Below are 11,813 nucleotides of genomic sequence, written 5' to 3' on the forward strand. Positions count from 1 at the left end.
TCACCATTTTGCCTGAATGCCCAGGGTGAAGGTACGTGGCAGGCCCGGCGCATAGGTTTCGGCACCAGCGGCAACCCCGGTGCTCTCGGCATAACGCTTGTCACCCAGGTTATGGACGTTGCCGAACAGGCTCAGGTCACGGCCAAGCGGATAGCTGCCGCGCAGATTGACGATGTCGTGCCCCGGATACTTGACGTTGTTCGCATCATTGGACCACCAGCTGCCGAAGTGCAGCCATTCCAGCTGGGCCATGCCGCTCTCGGCCTTGCCCCAGGTCAGGCGGGTATTGGCCAGCACGCGCGGCGCCAGGGCCATTTCCTTGCCACTGAAATCGCCGTCCTTGGTCTTCCACTCGCCGTAAGTGTGCTTGGCGTAGGAGAAGGCGCTGTCGATACGCCAGTTGGCCGCCAGTTGTGCACCTAGGCCGATTTCAATGCCGCGGTGGATGGTCTTGCCGGCGTTGGTCACCGTCGTCGCCTGGGTGACCGGATCCTTGGAACTGAGGATGTCGTCGGTCTTGGTCATGTAATAGAGCGAGACCTCGTAATTGACCGCGCTGCCGACCCGGCCGCGCAGGCCGGTTTCGTAGCTGTCGACCTTGATCGGCTTGAGGTTGCGTGCCGCTTCCGCCGCCGCCCGCGCAGCATTGGCGCTGGCCGAGGCTGCCGGCCGGAACAACTGCCCTTCGGACGGGGTGCGGAAAGCGTGGTTGTAGGCAGCGAAGGCATTCAGGCTATCCGAGAAGGCCCAGGTCGCACCCAGCTTGGGGCTGAGGTGGCGGTAGTCAATATCGGTATCGCCAACCTGACCGTAGAAGCGACCGCCACCATTCACCGGATTGCCGCCCAACCGGTTGCTGTAGCTGTAATTGACCATGTCGTAGCGCAGACCGGCAGTCAGGCGCAGGCGTTCGAGCGGCGAAATCTCGCCGTGGATGTAGGGCGAAATCCCGTTGTAGGTCACGTCGTAGTCATACACCCGGGCACCCCGGGTATAGGCGGTGTAGTAGTCGCCGCGCCGCGTGGTGGTAATGCTGTCCTCCTTGCGGCTGCCCGGACTGTGGTCGAGGTCAACGCCGACGATCAGACGCGCGCGCAAGGGCAGGAAATCCTGGCGATACTTAACCAGCGCACCAAACGACTGGTTCTCGGTGGTATAGCGGGTCGGATCGTAGCCGAGCGACCAGTTGGCCAGCAAATCCATCGAGTTGTAGCGGTAGTAGGGGGTGATGCTCAGCAACGAACCGTTGCCTTCCTTCTCGTAAGCGGTCGACAGGCGGAAAGCCTGAACCCGGCGCAAGGAGATCGGCGTGTAGTTGGCCTTGGGATTGTTCAGGTAATCGTTGCGCGAAATCGCCGAGCTACCGGCAGTTTCCTGATCGATATTGGAAAAGGTGGCGACCGTTTTCAGCACCGCGTCGTCGCCAATCGCGCTATCGACCCGAACCGTGCCGCTCTGGCGGTCGTAGGCGGTCTTGTCGCGCCAGCCATCGGTATGGCTGAGATTAAGATCGGCGCGCACGGCGTGATCGCCGAAGCTGTTGCCGCCGCTGACCAAGGCCCGCCGCCAGCCGTAGGAACCGGCCTCGAACGAACCCTCGGCCTCGGCCTGGGTCGGCGGCCTGCGGGTCAGCACGTTGACCACCCCACCGATCGCGTCCGAGCCGTAGAGCGCGCTGCCCGGGCCTTTGCTGACCTCGATCCCGCCAGCCATCGGCAGGTTCACCTCGTAGAGTGCGTTATGGTTGAAAAAGCCGGTCGACCGTGTCGGAATGCCGTCTTCGAGATAAAGGTAAACCGGACTGGTGTTCAAGGGCTGGCGGATTGCCGTCTGATGGCCCTCGCCGCCGGTCACGTTAACCCAGACGCCGGGCACCTGGCCCATGATCTCGGAAGGATGCGAGGGCTTGACCTCGCGCAGCGCCTTTTCCTTGATCACCCCGACCGAGGCCGGCGTTTCGGAAACCAGTTGCCCCTCGCGAGTGGCGGTGACAGTCACCTCGCCCAGTGCCTGGTCGGCGGCAAGAACGGTCAGCGGCGAGAAAGCCGCGAGCAAGGCAAGAAAAATCGGTGTACGGGTGGGCATGTGCATGATTGAGCCGGTTTTGATTTATATCAAAAATTTCTTATGAAACAACTAATTAGGTCTGGATCATAAGGAGCCGGTGCAACTTGCGGAATGCGACAAATTGTCGCGGTCGACCGTGGCAGAGGGAAAAAATGAAAAAGGCATGCACGGAAGCCGCGCATGCCTCGAAAAAAGCCCTTTTAAATCAGAACTTGACGTTCATCCCCAGATAGAAGGAACGGCCCATGCCGGGCACCGCGTAACCGGCTGGTGGGGCACTGGTGCTGGCCCAGGTATTGGTCGTGCCGCCCAGCGACATGGTCCGGCCCTGGCCGATGTAGGCACCGCCCAGCGGATGGTAGTAGAACTTGTCGAGCAGGTTTTCGATCCCGAAATCGACCCGGACATTCTTCCATTCGTAGCTGCTACGCAGGTTGAGCAGGCCGTAACCCGGCGTCTTGACCTCGCCACGGACCCGCGACACATCATCCTTGGCACTGACCAACTGGCTTTCCAGAGTATTGGTCCAGCCGCCCAGCTTTTGTTCGAGCGCGAAGCGGGCATTCAGCGGCATCATGTTGTAGAGATGCTCGCCGGTATCGCGGTTCTTGCCATTGACGTAGGACAGGTTGCCGCGCAGGCTGAAACTGCCAAGCCCGGCCACCTGGCCGAGGGCAGCAAAGCCGGAGAGGTCGAGGCCGTAAATCCGGGCTTCCTGATTGATCAGGCGCAGGTAGTTGTACTGCCCCGGCACGCAAGCACGGACCGAACTGGCGCAAGTCGCATCGATGTAGTTTTCAACCAGGCTGTAATACGGCGTCAGACGCATCCCCCAGACGCTGCGCGCGGCGTCGTGCCAGTCGGCGGTAAAGCTGACGGTATGGGCGACTTCCGGCTTGAGGTCGAGATTGCCGACATAGCCGTTGCCGTCGTTGACCCAGTTGTTCATGGTCATCGCCATCATCCCGGACGACCAGGTGTAGCGCTCGTAGAGGCTGGGCGAGCGGGTCTTGCGCGAATAGCCGCCCTCGTAGGTCTGCCGGGCGCTGGCGACGTAGCGGGCGAGCGCACTCAAGTCGAGGTTGTGGTCGCTGCGTGAACGATCGGCGGCGTTGAAGCGGGCCGCATCGCCGGCATAGGTCGCCGAGGTGTTATAGCCCTGGACCGTGCCGGTATCCATGCTCACCCGGCTGGCGCGCAGGCCAAGCAGGGTTTGCCAGGCCGGCGTCCAGTTGGCTTCCCATTCGCCGAACAGGTCGGCCCGGTCGCGCCGGGCATTGTTGAGGTTCTGGAAGGTGTTGGGGAACATCCCGCCGGTCTTGTTGCCGAGCGCATCGAAGCCGAATGACGCCGGCCACCAGTCGCTCAGGCGGTAATGCTGGTAGTCGCCGCCGACGCGCAGCAGGTCGCGTTCGGACAAGGGAATCTCGGCCTTAACGCGAACTCCGGTGTTTTTGCCCTCGGTTTCCATCGGCATGCCGGGAATCATCACCGGGTTGGTCGTCGCCCCATACCAGTAGAGTTTGTCGTCGAGGAAGTCCATCTTGTGCCGGGTCCGCTCGTTGTAGGCGCGGGCTTCCAGCTTGCCCCAGGCGAACTGGCCGGTATAACCGAGATTGAACTGGGCGCTGACGTTCTCGGTCATGTCCATGTGCTGATTGGGAAAGCCCTGGTGCGGAATGAACTGGTATCCGAGCTTGAGATCGAGCAGATGGTTGTCGTGACGATGGGCCAGCGCCAGTTGATGGTTCTCGGTCCGGAACGATGATGAAGCCACCATGTCGCCGGGAATGTAGCGGGTACCGCTACGGGTCAGCACGGCATTGGCATCGGGCTTGAAGGCACGGGCGGCACGGTAGTTGGCCGATTCGGCAGTAGACCCGGAATAACGCAGGCTCCAGCTTTCGTTGGCCAGCGTGGCGCTGGCATTGACCCCGTGGGCATCGCCGTTGGAACGGTAATACGCGCCCAGTTCGCCGCTCACCAGCGGCGCCGATGCATCACTGGCAAAACGCGGGGCCGGCGATTTGACAACAATCGCGCTGCCCAGGCTGTCGCCACCGACGCTAACCGGCGCGACGCCGGAGTACAGTTTGACCTCGCCGACATTGCTCGGATCGATGTAGGACAAGGGCGGGTTCATGTGATTGGCGCAGGCCGAAATCAGGTCCATGCCATCAACCTGGATGCGCAGGCGGTCGTCACCCAGGCCATTGACCATCGGCAAGCTGGAAACCCCGCCGGCGCCCTGCAAGGAAACGCCGGGCAAATCGCGCAGCAGGTTGGCGCTATCCGGGTTGCCGGTACGCAACGGCAGCAGCTGGCTGGCTCCAAGGCCAGGCGCCGCAGGCAGGTCACGATATTTACCGGCAGTAACCACCACATCGGCAAGCTGCCCACCCGCCTGGGCAAACAGCGAAGAGGAAAATGCCAGACCGACAGCCAGCGCCAACGGTGAAGGCGACAATTGTTTCATACTCCACACCCCAATTGATATTGATCAAAAGCTCTTTTTCAACAAGAACTTGGGGGTGGATGATAGGGCGCCGGCCAGACCGGCGGAATGTGGCAAATTGTCGCGGTCGACCGTGAAAAAGTGAAAAAAACTCTACCAACAGCTTCGACCTGCCGGCGATAACCAGCCAACCGGCCGCTACTCAGGCATTCAGTTTTTCCAGCGCCTCGGCGATCTTGACCGGCTCTTCGAGCCGCAGCAGGCGACGGACGTGCGGCACCAGTTCGCTGCAATCGGCCTTGAGCACGCGATCCTTGACCTTGAGGATCTGCGACGGGTGCATCGAGAAAATGCGCAGGCCCATGCCCAGCAGCAAGCGAGTCAGCTTCGGATCACCGGCCATTTCGCCGCACAGCGAGACCGGGATGCCGACCTTTTCGGCGCTGGCCAGCGTATGCGCGATCAGCATCAGCACTGCCGGGTGCAGCGGGTCGTAGAGGCTGGCAACCTGCTCGTCGGAGCGATCGATTGCCAGCGTGTACTGGATCAGGTCGTTGGTCCCGATCGACAGGAAGTTGAGCCGGCGCAGGAACAGATTGACCGCCAGCGCCGCTGCCGGAATCTCAATCATCCCGCCGACCTGGATATGCTCGTCGAAGACTGCCTTTTCGGCACGCAGCGAAGCCTTCGCCTGTTCCAGCGCGGCCAGCGTCTGGTCAATCTCATGCGCGTGCGCCAGCATCGGGATCAGCAGCTTGATCGGCCCGTATTTCGAAGCGCGCAGGATCGCCCGCAACTGGGTCTGGAACATCCGCGGCTCGGCCAGCGACAGGCGGATCGCCCGCCGCCCGAGCGCCGGGTTGGTTTTCACCCGGTCGCCGAAAGTGCCTTCCGGACGCAGATCCTTGTCGGCACCAAGGTCGAAGGTGCGGATCGTGACCGGCCGCCCGGCCATGCCCTTGACCACCTTTTTGTAGGCTTCGAACTGCTCGTTCTCGTCGGGCATGTCGCCACGGTTGAGGAACAGGAACTCGGTCCGGAACAGGCCGATACCCTCGGCACCGGCCGCCAGCGCCGGCGGAACGTCGCCCGGCAACTCGATATTGGCGTGCAGCGCGACCTCGATTTCGTCGATGGTTTCGGTTTTGGCCGTCTTCAGCCGCTTGAGCTTGCTGGCTTCAAGCTCGATCTGCTCCTTGCGCAGCTGGTACTCTTCAAGCACCCGCAGATCGGGATTGACGATAACCACGCCGCGATTGCCATCGATGATCAATGCTTCGCCATCGCGGATCAGGCCGCGCGCATTCTCCAGCCCGAGCACCGCCGGAATCGCCATGCTGCGGGCAAGGATCGCGGTATGCGAGGTGGCGCCGCCAACATCGGTGATGAAGGAGGCGAAACGATGCTCCTTGAAATTGATCACGTCGGCCGGCGACAAGTCATGGGCGACGACGATCAGGTTTTCTTCCTTGATCCCCTTATTGCCCTTGGTCACCGTCCGCGCCGGATGGCCGAGCAATTCCTTGATCACCCGCTCGACCACCTGAACCACGTCGAACTTGCGTTCACGCAGATAAGGATCATCGAACTGCTCGAACTGGGCGACCAGGTGCTCCATCTGCTGCACCAACGCCCACTCGGCATTGCAGCGGCGTTCGCGGATGATCTCGCGCGGCTTTTCCGCCAGTTCCGGATCTTCAAGGAACATCCGGTGGATATCGATAAAGGCGCCGAGTTCGGCCGGCGCGTTGCCGGTGCTGCCCTTCATCGTCTCCAGTTCGCTTTTCGCTGCCAGGATCGCCGTATCGAAACGGGCAATTTCCTTCTCCACCATCCGCGGAGCAATGGTCAGATGCGCGACTTCCAGCGTCGCGTGCGACATCAGCATGGCCCGCCCGATGGCGATGCCGCCGGAAACTCCCAGACCGTGCAGCGTAAAGCTCATGGCGACTTACTCTCCTTCGCCGAAATAGTCGGCAATCAGCGCAAGCAGGGCTTCCATCGCCTCGGCCTCGTCGGTGCCGTCGGTTTCCAGGGTCACCTTCGAACCCTTGCCGGCCGCCAGCATCATCACGCCCATGATGCTCTTGGCGTTGATCCGGCGACTGCCCTTGGCCATCCAGACCTCGCACTGGAACTTGCCGGCGAGTTGGGTGAGTTTGGCGGAAGCACGGGCATGCAGCCCGAGTTTGTTGATGATTTCGGTTTCGCGGGTCAGCATCGGTCAATGATCCAGCATGTTGATAACGCCGTCGCGGCCACCATCGCGGGCGCGGATCAGCAGAGTTTCCATTCCCTTGTCGCGGTAGGTCAGCGCGCGCAGCAGCATCGGCAGGTTAACCCCGGCCAGGCCCTCGACATGGCCGGGTTGCAGCAGCTTGAAAGCCAGATTGGCCGGGCTGGCACCGAAAATATCGGTCAACACCAACGCACCGTCACCTTCATTGACCAGTGCCAGCGTCTTCTGGGCCAGCGGCAACAGGTCGAGCGGGTCGTCCTGAGCCGCCACGCCAAGCTGGTAGAGCAAGGGCGGACGTTTATTGAGGACATGGCAAGCGTTCTGCACCAGCGCTTCGCCATAACTTCCGTGGGTAATCAGCAAAATTCCAATCATGCGGAGGATTCTAACCCAAGCCCTGCCGCTTGCACTGCTGCGGCATTGCAGGAAAACCTGTACGGCTGCCGGCTTCCATCTGCGCGGAAAAAAACAATCAGCATTTTTTCTAATTTTGACGGTCGACCGTGAAAATGCCTGAGTTTTGCAAAAATCTTTTCTCGTCGTACAAAAAAACAGAAAAAAGTTCAGTAAACAGTCAAGAATCAGGCAAAAAGCAGATTGCTACACGTTGTTGCAAACCGTTACTTGAAATCGGCCGGCGCCACCCTTATCTTCTGTCCATGTGCTGATCCCCCCTCAGCCTGACGGTCGCAACAGGCTCTCCCTCCCGGAGCTGACCGTCCGAAAGCCCCGTACTCCCCCCGGTACGGGGCTTTCCCCTTTCTGGCACCGGCTTTTATGCGCGTGCTTTTGACCGGTTCCGGCACCGGCTTGCAGCGGAGCCGGATTCAGCCCACCAGCAGCGGCCGCCAGTAGGCCAGCAGGTCGCTGGCCTGCAAGGGGCGCACCGCGCGTACCTGCTCAACGCCATCGCGCAGCAGGATCAGCGTCGGCCACAGTTTGACCCGGTAGCTGCGACCCAGGCGGCGGCCGGGGCCATCCTCGATTTTCAGATGCCGGATCTGCGGAACGGCCGCTAGCGCTTCGGCGATTGCCGGCTGCGCAGCGCGGCAATGGCCGCACCAGTCGGTACCGAATTCAAGCAATAACCAGCCGGATTCGGCGTCGAGTTTTTCGCGTTCCGGCGGGTTGACCGTGAAAATCGCGGTGTAAGCCATCGAAAACCTTATTTTCCGATGCAAAAGCGGCTGAAAATCACCCCGAGCAGGTCGTCAGCCGTGAATTCACCGGTGATTTCGCCCAGCGCCTGCTGAGTCAGGCGCAATTCCTCGGCGAACAATTCAAGTGCCGGACAACGGCCCTGCACCACCGCCACGGCGGTAGCCAGATGTTCCTGCGCCAGCGCCAGGGCCCGCAGATGCCGCTCGCGGGCGATGAATACGTCTTCGGTCTGATGCCAGCCGGCGATCCGCAACAATTCCTCGCGCAACAGTTCGATCCCGGCACCATCGCGGGCCGAAAGCGAAATGGCCACCGCATCGCCATGGTCGTCGTGTTCCGGATGACGCTCGGCGGCGCGACCGGCGAGGTCGATCTTGTTATAGACGGTGATTCTTTGCAGCCGCTCGGGCAGTTTGTCGAGAATTTCGCGGTCGGCGTCGGTGATTCCACTGCGCGCATCGACCAGCAACAGGACCAGATCGGCACGTTCGATTTCCTGCCAGCTGCGCTCGATGCCGATTTTCTCGACCAGGTCGTCGGTCTGGCGCAGGCCAGCGGTATCGATGATGTGCAGCGGAATGCCTTCGATCTGGATGGTCGAACGCAGCGCATCGCGGGTGGTCCCGGCAATCGGCGTGACAATCGCCAGGTCATCGCCAGCCAGGCGGTTGAGCAGCGAGGATTTACCGACATTCGGCTGCCCGGCGAGCACGACGTGCAGGCCGGATTGCAGCAGCTTGCCCTGCCCCGCCCGATCGAAAGTTGCGGCGAGTTGTGCCTGCAAGCGGTCGAGGCGGCCAAAGGCATCGGCCGCCTGCAGGAAATCGATATCTTCTTCGGGAAAATCGAGGGTGGCTTCAACCAGCATGCGCAGGTTGATCAGTTCTTCGTTGAGCGTACCGATCGCGCGCGAAAATTCTCCCTGCAAGGAACGCACGGCCGAACGCGCAGCGCTGGCGGTGGCGGCATCGATCAGGTCGGCGACCGCTTCGGCCTGAGCCAGATCCATCTTGCCATTGAGAAAAGCGCGGCGACTGAATTCGCCGGGTTCGGCCAAACGGGCACCAAGATCGAGACAACGCGCGAGCAGCAATTGCATCACCACCGGGCCACCATGGCCCTGCAGTTCGAGTACGTCTTCGCCGGTAAAGGAATGCGGACCGGGGAAAAACAGCAAAATTCCGCTGTCGACCGTAGAACCATCGGCCGCCTTGAAATCGGCCAGGGTCGCGTAGCGCGGCTTGGGCGTTTTACCGCTCAATGCAAAAGCAAAGGGCAGCAAATTGCTGCCCGAGACCCGGATCACGCCGACACCGCCCCGCCCGGGGGCGGTGGCGATGGCGGCAATGGTGTCTTCTTTCATTTAAGCCTTGGCGTCGTTGGCCGCCTTGCTGCCGGCATCGATCATCCGGGTGATGTGCCACTGCTGGGCAATCGACAGGATGTTATTGACCACCCAGTAGAGCACCAGACCGGACGGGAACCAGAGGAACATCACACCGAAGATGAAGGGCATCGCCATCATCACCTTGGCCTGGATCGGGTCCGGCGGCGTCGGGTTGAGCTTGGTCTGGACGATCATGGAAACGATCATGATCACCGGCAGAATGTAGTACGGATCAGCCGCAGCCAGATCGGTAATCCAGCCAATCCAGGGCGCATCGCGCATTTCGACGGCACCGAGCAGCACCCAGTAAAGAGCGATGAAGACCGGAATCTGGACCAGGATCGGCAGGCAGCCGCCGAGCGGATTGATCTTCTCGGTCTGGTACAGCTTCATCATTTCCTGGTTCAGGCGCTGGCGGTCGTCGGCGTAACGCTCCTTCAACTGCATCAGGCGCGGCGTGACCACCCGCATCTTGGCCATCGACTTGTAAGACGCGGCCGACAGCGGGAAGAAAGCGAGCTTGATCAGGATGGTCAGGACGATGATTGCCCAGCCCCAGTTGCCGACGATCTTGTGAATCGCTTCCAGACCCCAGAAGATCGGGGCAGCCACCACCGTCAGCCAGCCATAGTCGACGACCAGATCGAGACCCGGTGCAATCTGCTTCAGCTGAGCCTGCTCCTGCGGACCGGCAAACAGGCTGACCGCTGAATGCGCCTTGGCGCCGTCGGCAACCACCGGGACAATCACGCCAGCCTGGTAAGCATTGCCGTTTTCCAGCTTGCGCATGTAAAACTCGCGCTGCACCTTATCCTGCGGCACCCAGGCAGCAACGAAATAATGCTGCACGATCGCCAGCCAGCCATTGTCGGCAGTCTTGGCAAACTTGGCCTTGCCCTTGGCGATATCGGCAAAATCGATCTTCTGATACTTGTCGGCTTCGGTATACACCGCCGGGCCGGTAAAGGTCGAAACCATCTTGGTCTCACCCTCCGGTGCCTGATCGTCGCGCTGCAGCTGGTAATAAGCGTGCGCGTTGAGCGGCTTGCCGGCAGCATTGTCGATTTCCCAGGCAACGTCGACCAGGTAGGAGTGACGCTTGAAGGTCAGTACCTTGGCGACCTTGATCCCGTCGCCACCGTCAGCTTCCAGGCGAACTTTCAGTTCGTTGGCACCGGCCGCCAGTTCAAGCGGGCCGGCAACGCGATTGAACACGGTACGATGGTTGGGCAGGCCGTCGCCGATCAGGCCGCTCTGGGCCAGATACTGGTGCTTGCTGTCGAAGAGCACGAAATTCTTGCTCTTGTCGTTGTGTTCCTTGTAGTTCAGCAACTCCAGGCCAACGATGTCGCCGCCTTGAGTCGAAATCGTTGCCTTCAACAGATCGGTAGTGATGCTGAAGGTTTCACCGGCCCGCACCGTCGGTGCAGCAGCGGCGCCGGCAGGAGCGCTGGTCGCGCCAGCCTGCAAGGCGGTGCTCGGGGTCGGCGTGGCAGCGCCGCCGGGCGCGGCCGCCACGGCATTCGCAGCTGGTTGCGGCTGGTTGTGCTTCTGCCAGTTTTCCCACAGCATGAAGCTGGAGAAGGTGAAGATCATTACCAGGATCAGGCGTCGAGTATCCATGTACGGCCTACGAGAGAGTTCTTGAGTCAGGGAACGGGATCATACCCGCCCGGATGCCACGGGTGACAGCGGCAAATGCGTTTTGCCCCCAGCCAGCCACCTTTTACTGCGCCATGCTTCTGGATTGCCTCGACCGTATATTCCGAACAACTGGGGAAAAACCGGCAGCGCCGGCCAAGCAGCGGACTGATCGCGTACTGGTAAATCCGTACCAGAGCGATCAGCAGCGGCTTCATTTCTCCTCCCGTTTTCCACCGGGCCGGCGCAGACGACCCAACAGATGCAGGAAATCGGCAGCCAGGGCCTGGCCGGCGAGCGTCTGCGGTCGGGCATGCAATCTGACCACCAAATCATAGGCAGGCAGATTGGCACGACGCAGACGAAACTGCTCGCGAACGATGCGCTTGACCCGATTACGGTCGACCGCCCGTTTGAGCAATTTCTTGCCGACAACCAGACCGAGCCGGGCCGAGTCGAATCCGACGGGACGTGGCTGAAAGTGCAACATCAGCCATTGCCCGCGAATCGCCCTCCTGAAACCAAAAACGGATGAATACTCATCCGTTTTGGTCAGTCGGTGGCGTCTGGCGAAGCTGAAATTCACTTCGCCTGTCGTCCGGGCTGCTTAAACAGCCAGACGCTTGCGGCCCTTGGCGCGGCGAGCGGCCAGAACGGCACGGCCACCCTTGGTGCGCGAACGGACCAGGAAGCCATGGGTGCGCTTGCGGCGCACGACCGACGGTTGATACGTGCGTTTCATGTCGTAATCCCTTGATGTGCTAAGAAAAACACGTTATTACACATTGTTGCAAGCTGTTCTGTCAAGGAAATTTATTTCCCACAGCTGTGGATAACTTTGTGGATGAGCTGTAGAATTCCTA

General features: G+C 60.9%; 11 protein-coding genes. All 11 read right to left on the reverse strand.

The features are described from left to right. Complete coding sequence (locus VX159_RS16365) at window positions 1–2,091, reverse strand: TonB-dependent receptor (RefSeq protein ID WP_371323938.1); 2,091 nt, start codon at window positions 2,089–2,091, stop codon at window positions 1–3. A gap of 181 nt (window positions 2,092–2,272) precedes the next feature. Next, window positions 2,273–4,543 carry a TonB-dependent receptor gene (locus VX159_RS16370; protein ID WP_371323939.1) on the reverse strand — a complete coding sequence of 757 codons (2,271 nt, stop codon included), beginning with the start codon at window positions 4,541–4,543 and terminating at the stop codon, window positions 2,273–2,275. 181 nt (window positions 4,544–4,724) lie between these two features. Beyond that, entirely contained in the window at window positions 4,725–6,467 is a 1,743-nt protein-coding gene (gene ptsP / locus VX159_RS16375) for a phosphoenolpyruvate--protein phosphotransferase (RefSeq protein ID WP_371323940.1), read from the reverse strand. A 6-nt stretch (window positions 6,468–6,473) separates the two neighbouring features. After that, on the reverse strand, window positions 6,474–6,743 hold the full coding sequence (locus VX159_RS16380) for an HPr family phosphocarrier protein (RefSeq protein ID WP_371323941.1): 270 nt from the start codon (window positions 6,741–6,743) through the stop codon (window positions 6,474–6,476). Between the two features lie 3 nt (window positions 6,744–6,746). Beyond that, entirely contained in the window at window positions 6,747–7,136 is a 390-nt protein-coding gene (locus VX159_RS16385) for a PTS sugar transporter subunit IIA (RefSeq protein WP_371323942.1), read from the reverse strand. A 452-nt stretch (window positions 7,137–7,588) separates the two neighbouring features. Beyond that, window positions 7,589–7,918 (reverse strand): thioredoxin family protein, encoded by a 330-nt coding sequence (locus VX159_RS16390; RefSeq protein WP_371323943.1) that lies wholly within the window; start codon window positions 7,916–7,918, stop codon window positions 7,589–7,591. Between the two features lie 8 nt (window positions 7,919–7,926). Continuing rightward, the gene (mnmE, locus tag VX159_RS16395; RefSeq protein ID WP_371323944.1) at window positions 7,927–9,285 is read right to left on the reverse strand and encodes a tRNA uridine-5-carboxymethylaminomethyl(34) synthesis GTPase MnmE; all 1,359 of its coding nucleotides are present in this window, start codon (window positions 9,283–9,285) and stop codon (window positions 7,927–7,929) included. After that, on the reverse strand, window positions 9,286–10,932 hold the full coding sequence (gene yidC / locus VX159_RS16400) for a membrane protein insertase YidC (protein ID WP_371323945.1): 1,647 nt from the start codon (window positions 10,930–10,932) through the stop codon (window positions 9,286–9,288). A 26-nt stretch (window positions 10,933–10,958) separates the two neighbouring features. Beyond that, window positions 10,959–11,168 carry a membrane protein insertion efficiency factor YidD gene (gene yidD, locus VX159_RS16405; RefSeq protein ID WP_371323946.1) on the reverse strand — a complete coding sequence of 70 codons (210 nt, stop codon included), beginning with the start codon at window positions 11,166–11,168 and terminating at the stop codon, window positions 10,959–10,961. Next, window positions 11,165–11,536, reverse strand: a complete 372-nt coding sequence (rnpA, locus tag VX159_RS16410; protein ID WP_371323947.1) for a ribonuclease P protein component — start codon at window positions 11,534–11,536, stop codon at window positions 11,165–11,167. Before rnpA ends, yidD begins: the two co-directional genes overlap by 4 nt. Window positions 11,537–11,557: 21 nt before the next feature. Then, window positions 11,558–11,692, reverse strand: a complete 135-nt coding sequence (gene rpmH / locus VX159_RS16415; RefSeq protein WP_027457001.1) for a 50S ribosomal protein L34 — start codon at window positions 11,690–11,692, stop codon at window positions 11,558–11,560. Window positions 11,693–11,813: the final 121 nt, after the last annotated feature.

Source organism: Dechloromonas sp. ZY10 (genome assembly GCF_041378895.1).
Taxonomy (GTDB): Bacteria; Pseudomonadota; Gammaproteobacteria; order Burkholderiales; family Rhodocyclaceae; genus Azonexus; species Azonexus aquae.

Coding starts and splice junctions, on each gene's coding strand:
- VX159_RS16365 (WP_371323938.1), bottom strand. CDS start 2,091: ATGCACATGCCCACCCGTACACCGATTTTTCTTGCCTTGCTCGCGGCT.
- VX159_RS16370 (WP_371323939.1), bottom strand. CDS start 4,543: ATGAAACAATTGTCGCCTTCACCGTTGGCGCTGGCTGTCGGTCTGGCA.
- ptsP (WP_371323940.1), bottom strand. CDS start 6,467: ATGAGCTTTACGCTGCACGGTCTGGGAGTTTCCGGCGGCATCGCCATC.
- VX159_RS16380 (WP_371323941.1), bottom strand. CDS start 6,743: ATGCTGACCCGCGAAACCGAAATCATCAACAAACTCGGGCTGCATGCC.
- VX159_RS16385 (WP_371323942.1), bottom strand. CDS start 7,136: ATGATTGGAATTTTGCTGATTACCCACGGAAGTTATGGCGAAGCGCTG.
- VX159_RS16390 (WP_371323943.1), bottom strand. CDS start 7,918: ATGGCTTACACCGCGATTTTCACGGTCAACCCGCCGGAACGCGAAAAA.
- mnmE (WP_371323944.1), bottom strand. CDS start 9,285: ATGAAAGAAGACACCATTGCCGCCATCGCCACCGCCCCCGGGCGGGGC.
- yidC (WP_371323945.1), bottom strand. CDS start 10,932: ATGGATACTCGACGCCTGATCCTGGTAATGATCTTCACCTTCTCCAGC.
- yidD (WP_371323946.1), bottom strand. CDS start 11,168: ATGAAGCCGCTGCTGATCGCTCTGGTACGGATTTACCAGTACGCGATC.
- rpmH (WP_027457001.1), bottom strand. CDS start 11,692: ATGAAACGCACGTATCAACCGTCGGTCGTGCGCCGCAAGCGCACCCAT.